This window comes from Allorhizobium sp. GW101-3B10, assembly GCF_059424725.1.
Window position 1 is genome coordinate 1,964,230 of the sequence record NZ_JBWKZR010000001.1, and the last position, 18,472, is coordinate 1,982,701.

Annotated in this window: 17 protein-coding genes; 2 read left to right on the forward strand and 15 right to left on the reverse strand. The window is 65.9% G+C overall.

What is annotated here, in order from left to right; all coding sequences use genetic code 11:
* Window positions 1-51: 51 nt before the first annotated feature.
* Window positions 52-399 (reverse strand): preprotein translocase subunit YajC, encoded by a 348-nt coding sequence (yajC, locus tag AC07Y0_RS09625; protein ID WP_028735792.1) that lies wholly within the window; start codon window positions 397-399, stop codon window positions 52-54.
* 204 nt (window positions 400-603) lie between these two features.
* Here yajC and AC07Y0_RS09630 point away from each other — a divergent pair, with 204 nt between their 5' ends.
* Entirely contained in the window at window positions 604-1,476 is an 873-nt protein-coding gene (locus tag AC07Y0_RS09630; protein WP_498676724.1) for an ATP-binding protein, read from the forward strand.
* A gap of 57 nt (window positions 1,477-1,533) precedes the next feature.
* Here AC07Y0_RS09630 and AC07Y0_RS09635 read toward each other — a convergent pair whose 3' ends face one another.
* The 14 genes from AC07Y0_RS09635 to AC07Y0_RS09700 all read right to left on the reverse strand — a co-directional run bounded on the left by AC07Y0_RS09635 (window position 1,534) and on the right by AC07Y0_RS09700 (window position 17,886).
* Complete coding sequence (locus tag AC07Y0_RS09635) at window positions 1,534-3,078, reverse strand: peptidoglycan DD-metalloendopeptidase family protein (RefSeq protein ID WP_498676725.1); 1,545 nt, start codon at window positions 3,076-3,078, stop codon at window positions 1,534-1,536.
* Between the two features lie 143 nt (window positions 3,079-3,221).
* Window positions 3,222-3,863, reverse strand: coding sequence for a protein-L-isoaspartate(D-aspartate) O-methyltransferase (locus tag AC07Y0_RS09640; RefSeq protein WP_498680206.1), 642 nt, complete (start codon window positions 3,861-3,863; stop codon window positions 3,222-3,224).
* Window positions 3,864-3,871: 8 nt separating this feature from the next.
* The gene (surE, locus tag AC07Y0_RS09645) at window positions 3,872-4,645 is read right to left on the reverse strand and encodes a 5'/3'-nucleotidase SurE (protein ID WP_498676726.1); all 774 of its coding nucleotides are present in this window, start codon (window positions 4,643-4,645) and stop codon (window positions 3,872-3,874) included.
* Between the two features lie 16 nt (window positions 4,646-4,661).
* Complete coding sequence (gene serS / locus AC07Y0_RS09650; RefSeq protein WP_498676727.1) at window positions 4,662-5,945, reverse strand: serine--tRNA ligase; 1,284 nt, start codon at window positions 5,943-5,945, stop codon at window positions 4,662-4,664.
* A 105-nt stretch (window positions 5,946-6,050) separates the two neighbouring features.
* The gene (gene tatC, locus AC07Y0_RS09655) at window positions 6,051-6,869 is read right to left on the reverse strand and encodes a twin-arginine translocase subunit TatC (protein WP_498676729.1); all 819 of its coding nucleotides are present in this window, start codon (window positions 6,867-6,869) and stop codon (window positions 6,051-6,053) included.
* On the reverse strand, window positions 6,866-7,516 hold the full coding sequence (gene tatB, locus AC07Y0_RS09660) for a Sec-independent protein translocase protein TatB (protein WP_498676731.1): 651 nt from the start codon (window positions 7,514-7,516) through the stop codon (window positions 6,866-6,868). Before tatB ends, tatC begins: the two co-directional genes overlap by 4 nt.
* 148 nt (window positions 7,517-7,664) lie before the next feature.
* Window positions 7,665-7,862 carry a twin-arginine translocase TatA/TatE family subunit gene (locus tag AC07Y0_RS09665; RefSeq protein ID WP_498676732.1) on the reverse strand — a complete coding sequence of 66 codons (198 nt, stop codon included), beginning with the start codon at window positions 7,860-7,862 and terminating at the stop codon, window positions 7,665-7,667.
* A gap of 5 nt (window positions 7,863-7,867) precedes the next feature.
* Entirely contained in the window at window positions 7,868-9,001 is a 1,134-nt protein-coding gene (locus tag AC07Y0_RS09670; protein ID WP_498676734.1) for an ABC transporter ATP-binding protein, read from the reverse strand.
* A 96-nt stretch (window positions 9,002-9,097) separates the two neighbouring features.
* Window positions 9,098-9,832 carry an SMC-Scp complex subunit ScpB gene (gene scpB, locus AC07Y0_RS09675; RefSeq protein ID WP_498676737.1) on the reverse strand — a complete coding sequence of 245 codons (735 nt, stop codon included), beginning with the start codon at window positions 9,830-9,832 and terminating at the stop codon, window positions 9,098-9,100.
* Window positions 9,833-9,836: 4 nt separating this feature from the next.
* Window positions 9,837-10,700 (reverse strand): segregation and condensation protein A, encoded by an 864-nt coding sequence (locus tag AC07Y0_RS09680; protein ID WP_028735803.1) that lies wholly within the window; start codon window positions 10,698-10,700, stop codon window positions 9,837-9,839.
* Complete coding sequence (gene nagZ / locus AC07Y0_RS09685; RefSeq protein WP_498676741.1) at window positions 10,700-11,728, reverse strand: beta-N-acetylhexosaminidase; 1,029 nt, start codon at window positions 11,726-11,728, stop codon at window positions 10,700-10,702. Before nagZ ends, AC07Y0_RS09680 begins: the two co-directional genes overlap by 1 nt.
* Window positions 11,729-11,847: 119 nt before the next feature.
* Window positions 11,848-14,715 carry an SPOR domain-containing protein gene (locus tag AC07Y0_RS09690; RefSeq protein WP_498676742.1) on the reverse strand — a complete coding sequence of 956 codons (2,868 nt, stop codon included), beginning with the start codon at window positions 14,713-14,715 and terminating at the stop codon, window positions 11,848-11,850.
* A gap of 132 nt (window positions 14,716-14,847) precedes the next feature.
* Complete coding sequence (gene argS, locus AC07Y0_RS09695; RefSeq protein ID WP_498676743.1) at window positions 14,848-16,608, reverse strand: arginine--tRNA ligase; 1,761 nt, start codon at window positions 16,606-16,608, stop codon at window positions 14,848-14,850.
* Window positions 16,609-16,668: 60 nt separating this feature from the next.
* Window positions 16,669-17,886 (reverse strand): deoxyguanosinetriphosphate triphosphohydrolase, encoded by a 1,218-nt coding sequence (locus AC07Y0_RS09700; protein WP_498676744.1) that lies wholly within the window; start codon window positions 17,884-17,886, stop codon window positions 16,669-16,671.
* A 204-nt stretch (window positions 17,887-18,090) separates the two neighbouring features.
* Here AC07Y0_RS09700 and erpA point away from each other — a divergent pair, with 204 nt between their 5' ends.
* The gene (gene erpA, locus AC07Y0_RS09705) at window positions 18,091-18,423 is read left to right on the forward strand and encodes an iron-sulfur cluster insertion protein ErpA (protein ID WP_498676746.1); all 333 of its coding nucleotides are present in this window, start codon (window positions 18,091-18,093) and stop codon (window positions 18,421-18,423) included.
* The last annotated feature ends 49 nt before the right edge of the window (window positions 18,424-18,472 follow it).

Genomic DNA, 18,472 nt, shown 5'->3' on the forward strand with positions numbered 1-18,472 from the left:
CCATCAGAAGAAAGCGACCGGCACCGCCGGTCGCACAGTAGGGAGTGGGTATCAGGCCGCGGCGTCGGTCTTGACCGGCTCGCCCTTGACTCGGACTTCGGCGATGTAGCTGCGCAGCGCGCGAACCTTGACGCCGTCGGCAAGCTCTACTTCGAGTTCGTTGTCGTCGATGACCTTGCTGACCTTGGCGATGATGCCGCCGCCCATGACGACCTGGTCGCCGCGGCGGATCGAAGCAAGCGTCTCGGTGCGCTTCTTCAGCTGCTGGCGCTGCGGACGGATCAGCAGGAAGTACCAGATCAGCATCAGCGGCGCGAAGAGGAAGAGCATCTCGAGACCAGAACCGAATGCACCACCTGCGGCGGCGCCGTCCTGGGCGAAGGCTTGCGTAAAGAACATGGAATAACTCCCTAGACTGCAATGTTTGCGGGCAGCCTCGCCCCCGCTTCAGGTTGCCGGAATATAGTGCCGAGACGGTCGAATGCAACACAAACAGCGCCGGCCAGTACCGTTTTACAGCCTCTTACCCTTTCGGCCTGCAAAAGGCCATGCTACCGCCGGGCAAAATGCCGCGCGTGGCGGCAGCACGCCGAGGAGGGTCCGATGACTGAAGACGCAAACCAGTTGCTGCTCGCGGAACTGCGCCGCCTCACCGCGGCCGTCGAACGGCTTGCCGGGCCGCCGCCGGCGGAGAACGACTGGACGGCGGCCGACTGCTTCGTGTGGTCGCCGCTGCGAAGCCATCTCCAGCCGATCAAGAAGCCCAACCGCGTGGCGCTGTCGCTGATCCGCGGCGTCGACCATGTACGCGACATCCTGCACGAGAACACGCTGCGCTTCGCCGAGGGCTATCCGGCCAACAACGTGCTGCTGTGGGGCGCGCGCGGCATGGGCAAGTCCTCGCTGGTCAAGGCCGTCCATGCCGACATCCGCGCCCAGACCGCCGTCTCGCTCAAGCTGGTCGAAGTGCACCGCGAGGACATTGCCACGCTGCCGGCCCTGCTCGACCTGCTCAAGGACACGCCGCACCGCATCATCCTGTTCTGTGACGACCTGTCCTTCGACCACGACGACACCGCCTACAAGTCGCTGAAGGCGGCACTCGACGGCGGCATCGAGGGACGCCCGGACAATGTACTCTTCTATGCGACCTCCAACCGCCGTCACCTCCTGCCGCGCCACATGATGGAAAACGAGCAGTCGACGGCGATCAATCCGTCGGAGGCGGTCGAGGAGAAGGTGTCGCTGTCCGACCGTTTCGGCCTCTGGCTCGGCTTCCACAAATGCAGCCAGGACGACTACCTGACGATGATCGACGGCTACGCCGCCCATTTCAGCCTGCCGCTCGAACGGGCCGACCTGCACCGCGAGGCGCTCGAATGGGCGACGACCCGCGGCGGACGCTCGGGTCGCGTCGCCTGGCAATATATCCAGGATCTCGCCGGCCGGCTCAGGATCGCCACGGACCGGGCCTGAAACGAGAAAAGGCCCGGGGATACCGGACCTTTTCACCGCTTGCCTGGGACGCAAAACCTATTCCAGGAAAGTCATCGGGTTGACGGGGCTCGCATCCTTGCGAACCTCGAAGTGCAGCATCGGGCGCTTGACATTGCCGCTCATGCCGGAGGTGGCGAGCTGTTGGCCGCGCTGGACCTTCTGGCCACGCTGGACCGACAGGGCATCGGCATGGCCGTAGACCGTGACGGTGCCGTCGTCGTGGCGCACGAGAACCGTGTTGCCCAGTTCCTTCAGGCCGTTGCCGGCATAGATGACCACGCCGTTTTCGGCGGCCTTGACCGGCGTGCCTTCCGGAACCGAGATGTCGATGCCGTCATTGCGCTTGCCGTCGACATTGGCGCCGTAGCCGGCGACCACCGCGCCGCGAACGGGCCAGCGATACTTGCCGATGCCTGTCGCCTCGGGCGCGGTTTCCTTCGGATCGGCCGATGCCACTTCGCTGACGGACTTGGTGGCGACCGGCGCCTTGTAGGCAGCCGGCGCACCGGCGTCACCGTTTGCGGCCGGAATCGTAGCAGTCTTGACCGGATCGGTCGCAGGAGCCGCTGCGACGGCACCGCCGGCGGGGATCTTCAACGACTGGCCGATGCGGATATTGGCCGAGGTCAGGCCGTTGGCGGCCTTCAGCTTGTCGATCGGCGTTCCCGTCGCCTTGGCGATCTTGTTGAGCGAATCGCCCGGCTTGACGACATAGGTCCCCGGAACGGCCCCCTCGCCCGCGCCGGCCACGGCCTTGCCGGTGGCGCTCGACGGGTTTGCCTGCGACTTGTCGCGCGAGGTCGGGACCGTCGGCAGGACGGCGACGTTCTGTTCTGGCGACTGCGGCAGGGTCGGCTTCTTGCTGCCGTCGGGCAGAACGGAGGCGTCGGCTGCGGCGCGTGCGGCATTGGCCTGGCCGGAAAGCGTCGGGATCAGCACCAGCTGGCCGGGCGCTGCATCGCTCGGCTGGCTAAGCCCGTTCGCCTTGAGGATTTCCCGTTCCGGCACGCCGTAGCGGGCGGATAGCGTCGCGATGCTTTCACCGGGGCGAAGCGTCACGCGGGCGGCATTGGTCTTGCTCCAGCCTCCGGTCGACCTGGTCGAGCCGGTGGTCAGCGTATCGCCGGCCGTCGGCGGTGCGAGCATTGCGGTCTGCCTCTGCGCAGGAGCAGCCGGGAAAGGCTGGGCGAGCGCGGCGGCGCGCTCGGCCGACTGGTTGGAGCCGGCGCCGGCCGGGGCCGCGAGTTCGGCGCGCTGGACGGCGACCGGCGCCGAAGCGGCACGGGCGGCCGATGCCGGAGCATAGGAAGGCTGGCTCGGATAGGGCTGGTTCACCGCCTGCTGGCGGTTCGCGTAATCCGCCTGACCCGCCGACTGCATGCCGCCAACCTCGGCGGCGGGCACGGGCGAGGCAACGACATTGCGCCGCGGAATGGACGCGGTCGTCAGATTGTCGGTGGAGAATACGGAACTGAACCGAGAAGCGTCCGAGCTGCAGCCCGTGGCAGCACTGGCAAGCAACATCGCCACAAGGAGACGGGCGACCGGCAGTCTGGTTTTTGGCGATACACTCATACGCATAACTCGACCCACATATTACGCAACCTGATGTGGGTATGATTAAAGCGTGTTAGTGTTACTGGCCGGTTAATCACACGGAATCACCGTGAACTATTTTCGAAAAGGCGCACATTCGAACGCTTCAGCGGAGATCGGAAACGCCCTCAGAGATAGGAGGCGATCTTCGGCACCAGCGGCAGATAAGGCACCTCGAACAGATCCTCGCGGTCGAAACGGCTGCCCGTCTTGGTCAGGCGAACCATCATGCACGTCTCTTCCCCGGTGATCAGCGGGGCAAGCAGGACACCGCCGGAGACAAGCTGTTCAGCCAGAAAGCGCGGCATGGTGGGAAAGGATGCCGTGGCCAGGATCCGGTCGAAGGTGCCCTCGCCCGTCAGCCCGTGGCTGCCATCGGCCTGCCGCAAAACGACATTGCGCAAGGCCAGGCCGTCGAGGCGGCGCTGGGCGGCGGCGATCAGCGTCTTGTAGCGATCGATCGACATGACCCGCTCGGAAAGCCGCCCGAGCACGGCCGTCATGAACCCGCTGCCGGTGCCGATTTCCAGAACGCGCTGGCCGGGCTTCACATGCAGGTGCGAGAGCAGCCGCACCGCCAGATCGGCCCCCTCCATGAAGGCGCCGCATTCGATCGGGATGGAACGGCTGGAATAGGCGTGGTCGGAATATTGCGGCGGCGCGAACAGCGAACGCGGCGTCTGCTCGACCGCGGTCAGCAGATCGAGGTCGGAAATCCCTTCCGCCCGGAGCCTGAGCACCAGAGCGGCAAAGCCTTCCTTTTCGACCATACCCGGTTTCAATCGGCTGCTCCGAAACCCAGTGCCCGGGCAATGCTGTCCTGGACGGTGTAGTCGGTCATGTCGAGCTTGAGCGGCGTGACCGAGATCTTGTCTTCCTTCAGCGCCTGCAGGTCGGTGCCGTCGCGGAACTTGCTGCCGCGATCGCCGAAGCGCAGCCAGTAGTAGGGGAATCCGCGACCATCCGCCCGCTCCTCGACTTCGAGGCCGAAATCGAGCTTGCCCTGCGAGGTCACCTCGACACCCTTGACCTCGGCCGGCGCGCAGCGGGGGAAGTTGATGTTGAGGAAAGTGCCGGGCGGAAGGTCGATCTCGATGAGTTGCGCCAAGAGCTTGGGCGCCAGGGCTTCGGCGACTTCCCAGGGAATGACCCGGCCGCCGTTGGAATATTCGTAGAGCTGGCTGAGCGAGATCGAACGGACGCCCTGCAACGTGCCCTCGATGGCGCCGGCGACCGTGCCGGAGTAGGTCACGTCGTCTGCGACATTGCCGCCGGCATTGATGCCGGACAGGACGAGGTCGGGCTTCTCCGGCAGGATTTCGCGGATCGCCATGATGACGCAGTCGGTCGGCGTGCCGCGCAACGCAAAACGCCTGTCGGCGACCTTGCGCAGCCTGAGCGGCTCCGACAGCGTCAGCGAATGGGCAAGGCCGCTCTGGTCGGTCTCCGGTGCCACGATCCAGACATCGTCGGACAGCGTGCGGGCGACACGCTCGAGGACCGCGAGGCCCTCGGCGTGGATGCCGTCGTCATTGGTCAGGAGAATGCGCATCCGGTCTCCTTGCCCCTCAGGCCGCTTTTTCGATCTTCTTCAGGCCGCCCATATAGGGCAGCAGAGCGTCGGGAACGGTGATCGAGCCGTCCTCGTTCTGGTAATTCTCCATGACGGCGATCAGCGCCCGGCCGACGGCCGTGCCCGAACCGTTCAGCGTGTGGACGAAGGTCGTGCCCTTGCCGTCCTTGCCGCGATAGCGGGCATTCATGCGCCGGCCCTGGAAGTCGCCGCAGACCGAGCACGAGGAAATCTCGCGATAGGTGTCCTGGCCCGGCAGCCAGACTTCGAGGTCGTAGGTCTTGCGCGAACCGAAGCCCATGTCGCCGGTGCAGAGCGTCATGGTGCGGAAATGCAGGCCGAGGCGCTTGAGCACCTCCTCGGCGCAGGCGGTCATGCGCTCATGCTCGTCGATCGCGCTCTCGGCATCGGTGATCGACACGAGTTCGCACTTCCAGAACTGGTGCTGGCGCAGCATGCCGCGCGTGTCGCGGCCGGCGGAGCCCGCTTCCGAGCGGAAGGACGGGGTGAGCGCGGTAAAGCGGAGCGGCAGCTTTTCCTGCTCGAGGATTTCGCCCGAAACCAGATTGGTGAGCGTCACTTCCGCCGTCGGGATCAGCCAGCGGCCATCGGTGGTGCGGAACAGATCCTCGGCGAATTTCGGCAGCTGGCCCGTGCCGTACATGGCCTCGTCCTTCACCATCAGCGGCGAGGACACTTCGGTATAGCCATGTTCGGTGGTGTGCAGGTCGAGCATGAACTGGCCGATCGCCCGCTCCAGCCTGGCCAGCGGGCCGGTCAGCACCGTGAAGCGCGAACCCGACAGTTTGGCAGCGCGCTCGAAGTCCATGTAGCCCAGCGCTTCGCCGAGCTCGTAGTGTTCCTTGGCAGCATGGTTCCAGCCGGGCTTGCTGCCGACGACGCGCTTCACCACGTTGTCGTGCTCGTCCTTGCCGACCGGAACGTCGTGGAGCGGAATGTTGGGAATGCGCGACAGCTGGTCGATGAGTTCGGCGGAAACCTGGCGCTCTTCCTCTTCCGCGGCCGGCATGAGGTCCTTCAGGTGAGCGATCTCGGCCTTCAGCTTCTCGGCAAGCTCCATGTCCTTCTTGCCCATGGCCGCACCGATCTCCTTGGAGGCGGTGTTGCGGCGCGACTGCATGTCCTGCAGCGACTGGACGACGGAGCGGCGCTTCTCGTCGAGGGCGATCAGGCCTGCGGCCAGAGGCTCGGCGCCGCGCTTGGCCAGCGCGGCATCGAGGGCTTCGGCATTGTCACGGATCCATTTGATATCAAGCATCGTCGTTCCAGGTCATCTCTCGTGATCGTCGGATCGGACCTGGCGGGTGCCCTGTCCGGCCCCATGGATGCATGCCCGGGAGTGGAGGAGGACGAACGGCGCAGCTTAGGCGCTGTCCTGCTCGCTCGCCTCGTCCGCGACAACCGAAGTCTCGGCGGCCCGTCGACGCTCCACGAGTCGCGCAGCATAGATGGCTACCTCGTAGAGAAGGATCGTCGGCAAAGCAAGGCCGATCTGGGAGATCGGATCGGGCGGCGTCAGCACCGCCGCGACGATGAAGGCGACGACGATGAAGTACTTGCGCTTGTCGGCCAGCCACTGGCTTTCGAGGATGCCGACACGAGCCAGAAGCGTCGTGATGACCGGCAGCTGGAACACCAGGCCGAAGGAAAACACCAGCGTCATGATCAGGCTCAGATATTCCGAGACCTTCGGCATCAGCGAGATGGCCACCTCGCCCTCGCCCGGCGCCTGCTGCATGGCGAGGAAGAACCACATCACCATCGGTGTGAAGAAGAAATAGACGAGCGCGCCGCCGAGCAGAAAGAGGATCGGCGAGGCGATCAGGAACGGCAGGAAGGCCGCCCGCTCGTTCTTGTATAGGCCTGGCGCCACGAACTTGTAGATCTGTGCCGCAATCACCGGGAAGGCGATCACCACGGCGCCGAACATGGCCACCTTCACCTGGGTGAAGAAGAACTCCTGCGGCGCGGTATAGATCAGCTCGGCCTTGGTGAGATCGAGCCCGGCCCACAGGACGGCCCATTTGTAGGGAACGACCAGGATGTTGAAGAGCTGCTTGGCAAAGGCGAAACAACCGATGAAGGCGATGAAGAACGCCCCGATCGCCCAGATCAGCCGGGAGCGCAGTTCGATCAGATGCTCGACGAGCGGCTGCGGCTTGTCTTCAATGTCGCCGCTCATGCGGGCTCCTCGGTCTTCGGCTTGCGGGGCTTCTTCGGAGCGGACGGCTTGGCGGTCTCACTCTCCACGACGGCGGGCTTGGAACGGCTAGGCTTGACCGGCTTGGCGGCGACCGGCGACTTGGCCGGCTTGGGGCTCTCGACCGCCGCATCGGCGGCCGCGGCGGCCTTGGCCTTGCGCGGCGTGGACGTCCTGGCGGGCTTTGCGGCGGGCGCCGGAGCAGGATCCGGCATCGGCTGGGCGAGCTCCCCCGGCACACCGACCAGAGGCGACGGCATTTCCGGGAAGGACGTGGCGGGTGCGGGCTCGGCGGACGTGACGCCGGCCGCCGCCTTGGCGTCTGCGGTCGTCGCCTTCTGCAGGTCGGCCTTGATCTCGTTGCCCATCTGGCGCAGCGGGTTGATGGCGTCGCGCAGTGCGTTCTTCGGATTGAGGTTGCGGACGTCGTCGACCGACTTGCGCAGGTCGTCGAGTTCCGCCTCGCGCAGAGCCTCGTCGAACTGGGCGCGAAATTCGCCCGCGGTTCGGCGCAGCCGCGACGTCATCTTGCCGAAAGCGCGGATCATCGGCGGCAGATCCTTCGGACCGACCACAACGATCAGGATCACCGCGATGACGAGCAACTCGGTCCAGCCAATATCCAGCATTCAACGGGCTCCTGAAGCCATTTATCCCGGGGACCGCGCATCATCGGCGATGCGCCGCACATCCCCTTGCCCTGAATGGGAAAAGGTCGCCCCGACACGACGGGGCGCCTGAAATCCCGCACCGGCCGCCACGCGACCGATCGAGGGCTTATTTCGTTTCGTCGGTCTTGTGATCGACGGACTTCCCGGTGGCCGACGTATCGGCCTCGTCGTCGGACATGCCCTTCTTGAAGCTCTTGATGCCCTTTGCGACATCACCCATCAGCTCCGGGATCTTGCCGCGGCCGAACAGCAACAGAACGATGGCCAAGACGATCAGCCAGTGCCACATGCTAAAAGAACCCATACCAGTCACTCCGTGTTTTCTGTTTCCCCGATGTAAGGGGTTTCAGACTCTTTTTCAAACACCAAAATGTCGAGCGGATTGACCGCGATTGTCGCTTCCTTCAGGCCCGGCGGCAGGATGTCGGCGCGCATGCGCGAGCGCACCGGCCGTTCGCTTCCCGGGATCGCCAGTTCCAGCAGCTCGACGACGCCGAGGAAACGGCGCGACAGGATGCGGGCCGGAATGACGCCGCTGTCCTCGCTGACGCCGACCCCGGAGAGCCGCACGGCGATCGACACTTCCCTGCCCTCGGCAATGCCCGGCGCTTCGGCGACCCCGAGCGGCGTCGCCACACGGCCACTGTGCACGATTCCGGAGAACTCGTTGATTTCCGAGAAGAATGCCGCGGTGAACAGGTCCTTCGGCCGGCGGTAGAGATCGTCAGAGCTGCCGACCTGCACCAGCTTGCCATCGCGCAGCAGCGCGATCCGGTCGGCCATGCGCATCGCCTCCTCTGCGTCGTGGGTGACGACGACGGCGGTCGCCCGCGTTTCGCGCAGGATCGCCAGCGTGTCAGCACGGATCGTGTCCTTGAGGCGCGAATCGAGGCCGGAGAACGGCTCGTCCATCAGAAGCACGCCCGGACGCGGCGCAAGCGCCCTGGCGAGAGCCACGCGCTGCTGCTCGCCGCCCGAAAGGGCATGCGGATATTTCTGCGCACAGTGGGCGAGCCCGACCCGCTCCAGCGCCGCCATCGCCTCGGAAATGCCCTCGCGCGCCGGCATGGCGGTGAGGCCGAAGCGCACGTTCTCCACCACGCTCATATGCGGGAAAAGGGCGAAATCCTGGAACATCAGGCCGATGCCGCGCTGTTCCGGCGGCACGAAGACGGAAGGGCCTGCCACTTCGCGATCATTGAGCAGCAGGCGGCCGGACAGCTGCGCCTCGATGCCTGCGGCAATGCGAAGCAGGGTCGTCTTGCCGGAGCCGGACGGTCCGAGCAGGCAGAGGACCTCGCCCGGCTCGGCGGTCAGCGACACGCCGCGCAGGGTCTCGCGATTGTGATAGCCGTGACGGATATCCTCGAAGCTCAACCGCGCCGCAAAGGTAACGCCGGCCGTGCGCCTCGAATTGTCACCTTGCATCGTCTGCGCGCTCATTCCACCGTCCGCATGGCCGGCTGTCGCGGATGCCGGGGCACGAGCGCGCCACGCAGGACATCCGAACACCGCCCGGTTACCGTTATAAACCTGATGCTATTCGTCCGCTTCTCCACCCGGAGTCAAGAGGCCAAGCTCCTCGAGATCGAGCTGGGTGATCGGATCCTCGTCCTCGGTGAGCTCGTCGCCGGTCATGGGCAGGGGGATATTGAAGTTCGCCGGAATACGCCCGGAGAGCAGTCCCGCCCCCTTCAATTCGTCGAGACCCGGCAGGTCGCGGAGCTCTTCGAGGCCGAAATGATCGAGGAAATCGCGGGTCGTACCGAGCGTCACGGGCCGGCCGGGCGTGCGGCGGCGGCCGCGAAAACGAACCCAGCCAGCCTCCATCAGCACGTCGAGCGTGCCCTTCGACGTCTGCACGCCGCGAATGTCCTCGATTTCGGCGCGGGTCACCGGCTGGTGGTAGGCGATGATCGCCAGCACTTCGAGTGCCGCGCGCGACAGTTTCTTGACCTCGGTCTCGTCTTTGCGGACGGCAAAGGAGAGATCGGCAGCCGTCCGGAAGGCCCAGTGCTCGTCGACCTGAAGGAGATTGACGCCGCGCGGGGCGTAGTCTTCCTTCAGCCGGCGCATGATCGCCTTGACGTCGATGCCACGCGGCAGGCGTTCGGCGATGAAGTTTTCCGAAACCGGCTCGGCGGAAGCGAAGACCAGCGCCTCGGCGATGCGGATCGCCTCGCGCTCGGCGCGCTCGAGCATCGGGTCGCGCTCGACGACGGGCTCGTCCGCCTCGTCCTCGGGGAAGAAATCGCCGTCCCGCACCTCCGCCATCGCGCTACTCCACCGCCGCCAGCTCGCCGGCGCGCGGGCCGCTGCGCAGGTAGATCGGCTGGAAGGCGCCCTCTTGCCGGATCTCCAGCCGGCCCTCGCGCACCAGCTCCAGCGACGCGGCAAAGGCGCTGGCGATCGCGCTCACACGCTCGGCGGGGGTCGTCAGGTAACGCAGGAGGAAATGGTCGAGTGCGGTCCAGTCGCCGATCTCGCCGATCATGCGCGTCAGGATGGCGCGCGCATCGGCGAGTGACCAGACGCGGCGGCGCGCGATCGTCACCTGGGTGGTCGCCTGGCGCTGCCGGAGCGAGGCATAGGCGGTCAAGAGATCGTAGAGCGAGGCCTCGTAGGCATTGTCGACGCGGGTCGGCACATGCTCCGGCGCGCCGCGGGCATGCACGTCGCGGCCGAGCCGGTTGCGGTTGATCAGCCGCGTCGCCGCCTCGCGCATGGCCTCCAGCCGCTTCAGCCGGAAGGCCAGCGTCGCGGCCATTTCCTCGCCCGACGGACCTTCATCCTTGGCCTGCTGCGGGATCAGCAGGCGCGATTTCAGATAGGCGAGCCAGGCCGCCATGACGAGATAGTCGGCCGCCAGCTCCAGACGGATGCGCCGCGCGCTTTCGATGAACTCGAGATATTGCTCGACCAGCGCGAGGATCGAGATCCGCGACAGGTCGACCTTCTGGTTGCGCGCGAGGAACAACAGAAGGTCGAGCGGTCCTTCGAAGCCCGCCACGTCGATGACGAAAGCCGGTTCGCCGGTCAGCCGTTCCTCGGCCGTGTCCTGCCACAGGCTGTCCATCGGCGTTGCCGGATTGCCGGATGCCGGCCGCTTCGGCGATGGGGGCGTGGCGGACACGGGCGACATCAGGCGGTCGCCCTCAGGCCGTCGAACTCGGCGCGGATGGCGACTTCTTCCGCGGTATCGGTTGTGCCAAAAGCAGCCTCGACGGCATCGGCCCGCGCCCTCGCCTTGCCCTTGAGCAGCGGCACTTCGGCCGCGACCGCCCGCATTTCGTCCATGACGCCGTTGCAGTGAAGCACGACATCGCCGCCGCCGGCGACGATCGCCGCCGCCCGCTCGCCGAGCGTGCCCTTGAGGGCGTTCATCGACACGTCGTCCGACATCAGCAGCCCGTCAAACCCGATAGAACCGCGGATGATCTCGTCGATCACCTTGCGCGAGGTCGATGCCGGGTGATCCGGATCGATGGCCGAGTATACCACATGCGCGCTCATCGCCATCAGCTCGTTGCGCAGCCGCCGGAACGGCGGAAAGTCATGCGCCTCAAGCTCGGCCAGCGGCGTGGTGACGACCGGCAGTTCGTGGTGCGAATCCGCCATGCCGCGGCCATGGCCCGGCACGTGCTTCATCACCGGCAGGACGCCGCCGGACTTCAGGCCCGCCGCCGCCGCCTCGCCCATGGCGCCGACCGTTTCCGGATCATTGCCGTAGGCGCGGTCGCCGATGACGTTGCTGGCGCCTTCCACCGGCACGTCGAGCACCGGCAGGCAGTCGACATTGATGCCGAGGCGGATGAGATCGAAGGCGTGCAGGCGCGACATCAGCCAGGCGGCGCGCAGGCCCAGTTCCCGGTCGCGGCGATAGAGCTCTCCGAGCACGGCGCCGGAGGGATATCGCGGGGCGATCGGCTCGCGGATGCGCTGCACCCGGCCGCCCTCCTGGTCGATCAGCACCGGCGCGTTGCGGCCGCCGACGGTATCGCGCATTTCGGCGACCAGATCGCGGATCTGCGCCGGCTCGCTCAGATTGCGGGCGAAGACGATGAAGCCCCATGGCTGCTCGTCGCGATAGAAGGCCTTCTCGTCGGCGCTCAAGGCAAGGCCGGTGCAGCCGAGGATCATTGCTTTTGCGGGCATGGATGTCTGGGTCATGGCCGAATCATAAGAGGGGTGGGATCAAAGCCGAAGCGACGGGTTCGGGTCATACACAGGAAAAGAGGCGGAAACCGCAGGTTCCCGCCTCTTTTTTCGTTGTCGCTGAGGTGCGTTGGCTACTTCGTGACGAGGCAGCTTCCGCCGGCCGCCTTGTAGCGCTCGCAAAGGGCTGCCGCATCCGCCTTGGTACCGGCGGAAATGCGCACGCGATAATAGGTACCCTTGCCGGCGATCTCGGCCCGCTTGATCTCGTAGGCGCGACCGCCGACGACACTGCCGAACTTGCCGGAAATGCTCTTGTAGGATTTCTCCGCCTCCGCCTCGGACGGCAGCGACGCGACCTGGATGTAATAGCCGCCGGCTGCGGGTGCCGGCTGGGCGGCCGCAGGTTCCGAAGCAGCAGGCTCGGGCGTGGCAGCGACCGGTGTCGGCGCGGCAGCGGGCTCGGCAACCGGTGCGGCCGGCACTTCTGCCTGTGCGGCCGGTGCCGACGCTTCAGCCTGTGCGGTCGGTGCAGACGCTTGCGGGGCGGCGGCCGGTGCTGCGGCCGTATCGGCCGGCGTCGAAGGCCGTGCGGTCGGAACAGGACCCTTGGGAGCGTCGGCCGGTGCGGTCGCCAGCGGCGTCTCGGCAGCGATGGACGGTGCGGCGAGCGCCGGCTTGTCGGCTGCGGGGGCCGCGGTCGGTTCGGTCACGGCCGGCGCTTCGAGCGTCGGAGCGGGTGCTGCCTCCGCAGGGGCTTCCTGGGCGACCAGCGTGCCGTCCGGACGCACGATCATGGTGCGCACCTTGCGCGGCGTTATGGTCGCGGGCTGCGCCGTCTCGGTGGGGGCCGACTGCGCGGTTCCGTTCTGGTCCGGCAAGAGCCGCGGATCCTCGGTCTCGCCGACCGGCGTTCCTAGCGCCTGGGCGTCCGATTCGTCTTCCAGCGGCAGGGTTTCCGGGATCAGCGTCTTCTGCACGACGTCGACGGGTTCCTCGCTCGAGGAGATCAGGCTCTCCTGCTTCGGATCCTCGACGGCGGCGCCGGCGACGCTGTCATAGACGGCCTTGTCCTGGTTCGGCACGGACTTGCCGCCCGGGTTTTCGGGCAGGATCTTGACCGGATCCTTGTCGGCGGTGATCACCTGCGGTTCGCCCGACGACATCATCGAGGGGCCGGAACCGGTCAGCCAGGTATAGAGCGCACCGCCGCCGAGAAGCAGGACGACAACCGCCGTACCCGCCATCAGCAGGCCGCGCGAACCGAAGCGCGACAGGCCCTTCGGCTCCATCGGGATATTGATCCGGCCGGCATTGGCGGCGGCATAGTCGGACGGCCGGTCGAGCGTGTGGCGGAAATCCTCCTCCAGCGCCCGTTCGAAGGCGTCGAAATCGTCCATCGGCGGGAGCTGTGCGTTGGCCGGCTGGGCTGCTGCCTGAACCGGGGCCTGGGCCGCGACCGGGGTTGCGAGCGAAGGCGTCTGGCGCATGGCGGCGGGCGCCGGAGCCGCGGCGGGCGCCTGGACGGCGGCAGCCGGCGTCGTCGACGGCTGGTCGAACAAGGTCGCCAGTTCGCCGTCGATGTCGAGATCGTAATCGTGGGCGTAGGCGACCGGCGCCGGCTTGCTGTCGGGCACCGGCACTTCCGGCACGTCCATATGGGCGATCGATTCGAGGTGATCGTCCTGTTCGGAAATCTCGGCCGGATCGAAGGCCAGCGGCTCATCGGTGAAGTCGAATTCGGACGGGGCCGGCTTTGCCGGCGCTGCACGCACTTCCGCCGGCGCCACGCGCGGCGAGACCGCCACGGGTGCCGGAGCTGCATAAGCGGAAGGCGCCGTAGAGGCGGCCGAGGCCGCATAGGCGGCGGGAGCGGGAGCCGACGTTACGACCGGCGCTGCAGCGGGCAGAACCGGCGTCGCGAGCGAAACGGGAGCCGGCCGTGCAGCCGGCACAACCGGAGCGACTGCCGGCTCATCGAGATCCACCTCGATGTCGGACAGATCGAGCTCCAGATCGTCGAGCTGCAGGTCGAACTCGCCTTCGGCGAAGGGATCGAACTCTTCGTCCTCGATCGCCGGACGCAGATCGGCAGCCGGTGCGGCATGTTCGACCGCCTGCATGGCTTCGGGGCGTTCGTACGAAACGGCAGGAGCCTGAGGCTCGACGGACGCGGCCGCCGATGCGGAGCGGTCAAACTCTTCGCTCGCAGCCAGATCGTCGGCAAAGGAAAAGGCGAAGGACGGCTCGGCGCGGGAAACCGGTGCGGATGGCGCGTCAACCGCGACGTCCGCCGGGCGACCCGAACGGTCACCGGCCTCGGCGACCAGATCGTCGAAGCCGAACGGATCGGCCGGCCGCTCGATCGACGCGGCCGGGACAGCCGAAGCGGGGCCGGAAACCGTCTCGCTCCACTTGAAACCTTCGTCGGCGAAGAAGTCCTCGACCGACGGGGCCTCGTCCGTCTCTGCCGCATAGTGCGGGGGTTCGACCTGCGGCGCGGGCTCGGCCGGGGTCTCGTCTACGAATTGCGGCTCGGCGCGAACCGGCGGCTGGGCGGCGAAATTGGCGAGCGGCAGGCGCAGCTTCGGCTCGTGCTCAGGAGCCGACCATGCCGACGCCTCCTCCGGCTCGGAGACGGCCAGTTCCAGCTCGTCGGCCAGATCGACCGAGAAGGACGGCTCCTGGCGCAGTTCAGGCTCGAATACGGGTTCGACGCGTGCCGACGGCGCTTCCGCGGCCGGCTCGACGAAGGGCTCGGGATAGAAGACGTCCTCCAGCTCTTCGATCTCTTCGACCGGCGAACGGGACTGGGAGGCCACGGCAGGCCCTGCCGGGCGCGGCTCTTCGCCGGCCCGAAGCGGCGCATCATAGACCTCGAACTCGCGAAGAAGTTCGTCTTCGAGGTTGAACTGCGGCTCTTCCGGCGCTGTGGGACGTGTCGGCGCGGTGTCGCGCGCAACGGGCGGCTCGAAGCCGACGATCCGGGCAAGTTCCGCCAACGGATCGTCGTCCGCGAAACTATCGCTCCCCAATCGACTGCTGTATGCGGCCTGCTTCTGTACCATTACTTGATCCACTCACCCTACGCGACTCGACGCTTGCCAGTGCATTGTGGGTAAATGGTGACGATACTATCGCATTTCGACCGGAGCTGCAGTGCCGGTAATAGACAAACCGGACTTCAAAACGGAGGCGACAGCATGCACCAGCCCAAGCCTGGCAATACTCAATTGTCTCTGTTTATCGTTAACAAAGCGTAATTCGGGCGAATCCTTGCCCTTGTTCCAATGGGCGTGGAACGAGCTTGCCAGATCGTAGAGGTAGAATGCAAGGCGATGCGGCTCCTGCGACTGGGCCGCCGCCTCGATGATGCGCGGGTATTCGGCGAGCTTGCCGATCAGCTGAAGCTCTGTCGGATCGGTGATCTGCCCGGCCACGGCCCCGGCGAAGTCGGTCGCCTCGAGGTCGAGATCGGGGAAGGCCTCCTTGGCCTGGCGGAAAATCGACATGCAGCGCGCATGGGCATACTGAACGTAGAAGACCGGATTGTCCTTCGACTGTTCCGTCACCTTGGCGAAGTCGAAGTCCAGCGGCTCGCTGTTCTTGCGATAGAGCATCATGAAGCGCACCGAATCGCAGCCGACTTCCTCGACCACTTCGCGCAGGGTGACGAAGTCGCCGGAGCGCTTCGACATCTTCACCGGCTCGCCGTGGCGATAGAGCTTGACCAGCTGGCACAGAAGCACGGTGAGCTTGGTCTTGCCTTCCGACACGGCCCGCGCCACCGCTTCCAGCCGCTTGACATAGCCGCCATGGTCGGCGCCGAGCACGTAGATCATCTCGGAATAGCCGCGGTCGAACTTGTCCTTGAAATAGGCGACGTCGGCGGCGAAATAGGTATAGCTGCCGTCCGACTTCACCAGCGGCCGGTCAATGTCGTCGCCCACTTCCGTCGAGCGGAAAAGCGTCTGCTCGCGGTCTTCCCAATCCTCGGGCAGCTGACCCTTCGGCGGCGGCAGCGTGCCGCGATAGACATGGCCCTTGAAGGTCAGGTCGTTGATCGCGGTGCGGATCTTGGCGGCGCCGTTGGCGTGCAGCGTGCGTTCGGAGAAGAACACGTCGTGATGCACGTTGAGGGTCGCCAGGTCGTCGCGGATCATCACCATCATCGCGTCGATGGCGCGCTCCTTGACGATCTCCAGCCATTCCTCTTCCGGCATGTTGTGCAGCCGGGTGCCGAATTCCTCGGCCAGGGCCTGGCCGACCGGCACGAGATAATCGCCCGGATAGAGACCCGCCGGGATCTCGCCGATCTTTTCGCCGAGCGCCTCGCGGTAGCGCAGGAACACCGAACGCGCCAGCACCTCGATCTGGGCGCCGGCATCGTTGATGTAATATTCCTTGGCGACGTCATAGCCGGCAAAGGCCAGAAGGTTGGCAAGCGCATCGCCGACCACGGCGCCGCGGCAATGGCCGACATGCATCGGGCCGGTCGGATTGGCCGAGACATATTCGACATTGACCTTGCGGTCCTTGCCGAGCGTCGAGCGGCCGAAATCGGTGCCTTCGGTGATGATCGTTGCCAGCAGGCGCTGCCAGTAGCCGGTCGACAGGCGGATGTTGATGAAGCCGGGGCCGGCCACGCTCACCTCGGCGATGTCGCCGTCTTCCTTGAGCTTGTCGCCGATCACCTCGGCCAGCGCCCGCGGATTGGTGCCGAGCGCCTTGGCGAGCACCATGGCGGCATTGGTGGCGGCATCGCCGTGGCTCGGATCGCGCGGCGGCTCGACGACGATGCGACCGAAATCGAGGGTGGAGCGCTTCTCCTTGATGCTGTCGATCTGCTCGAGCGCATTTTTGATTCTCGTTTCGAAGTCGGCGAAGAGGTTCATGTCGTGGTACCCGCGCAAGCAGTTCGATAGCCCGCAAATGGAGTGGAATTGCTGCGCTGCCTATCGCAAATCGGGAGTCCGGTCAAACAGCTCGCTATGGGTACGCACCGCATAAGTATCGGTCATGCCCGCCAGATAGTCGCCGACATGGCGCGCCCTCGCCGGCTCGTTCAGGCCGGCGATATGGTTGACCCAGTAATGGCTTTTCATCAGCGCCGGATCGGCCATGTAGGCGTGGAACAGGTCGGTGACGATCTGCGCCGCACCGGCGCGGATGCGCATGATGTCGGGATGGCGGTAGATGCGACTGAACAGCAGCTTCTTGATCTGGCGGTCGGTCTCGGCCATTTCGTCGGAGAAGGTGGCGACGGTCCGGTCGGAGGCGCGGATATCGGCGGCACTCTGCGGTCTGAGCGCGGCAAGGCGCCCCTGCGCGACCCCGATCACGTCCTCGACCATGCGGGTGATCTGCCGGCGCATGATCTCGTGGGTGAAGCGGTCGGGCTCCAGATGCGGATAGCGGTCGCGCACCTCCTTCATCAGCCCGGCGAGGAAAGGCACGTCCTCCAGCATGTCGAAGCTCAGATAGCCGGAGCGCAGGCCGTCGTCGATGTCGTGGGTATTGTAGGCGATGTCGTCGGCGATCGCCGCGACCTGGGCCTCCAGGCCGGCATAGCTGGCCAGTTCCAGATCGTGCAGCTCGCAATAGTCGAGGATCGGCTGGGGAACCGGGCCGCGCGTCCCCTCGCCCGCCTTGGTCACCAGCGGGCCATTGTGCTTGACCAGCCCTTCCAGCGTTTCCCAGGTCAGGTTGAGACCGTCGAACTCGGCATAGCGCCGCTCCAGCTTGGTGACGATCCTGAGTGACTGGGCGTTGTGGTCGAAGCCGCCATAGGGCGCCAGCACCTCATGCAGCGCGTCCTCGCCGGTATGGCCGAACGGCGTGTGGCCGAAGTCGTGGACGAGCGCCACGCCCTCGGCGAGATCCTCGTCGAGCTTCAGCGCACGGGCGAGCGCGCGGGCGATCTGCGCCACCTCGATCGTATGGGTCAGGCGCGTGCGATAGTGGTCACCGTCGGGACCGATGAAGACCTGCGTCTTGTGCTTCAGCCGGCGAAAGGCCGTGGTATGGACGATGCGGTCGCGGTCACGCTGGAAGTCGGAGCGCGTCGGGCTGCCGCCCTCCGGAAACAGCCGTCCGCGCGTCGTCCAGGGATCGGTGGCGTAGATCGCCCGCTCGCCCGAACCGAAACCCAATGCACTTTTGTCGATCGTCATATCGCGCCTGTCCGCTCCCCATTGACGCCACCGGTTCGCCTTCATACCTATAGCGAACGATGCAGCAAGGTTTGCCTCTTATATCATGAGCGCGGCCGGCATCCGGCAATATCCACGGCGATCTATCGCCGATACGTGTCAGAACGTTGAATTTTCTGGCGTTACAGAAGTTTTCCACGGGCCTTGAACCCGTCAGGAGGCAAGATGAGCACCGAGACCGTCACCCTTTCCGAAGCCGCGGCGAAGCGAATCGCCCAGATCGTCGCCAGTGAAGCCGACAAGAGCGCCCTGCGGGTCACCGTCGAAGGCGGCGGCTGTTCAGGTTTCTCCTACAAGTTCGACCTCGACAAGGGGCCCCAGTCCGACGACCTGGTGGTGAGCCGCGACGGCGCCACCTTGCTGATCGACCCGATGTCGCTGGTCTACATGGCCGGCTCCGAGATCGATTTCGTCGACAACCTGCTCGGCCAGTCCTTCCAGATCAACAACCCGAACGCGGTCGCCAGCTGCGGCTGCGGCACTAGTTTCTCCGTCTGAAAACGCTGCGCCCACCTGTTCAGCCGGCCGGTCCAGGCAAGCGCCCGGA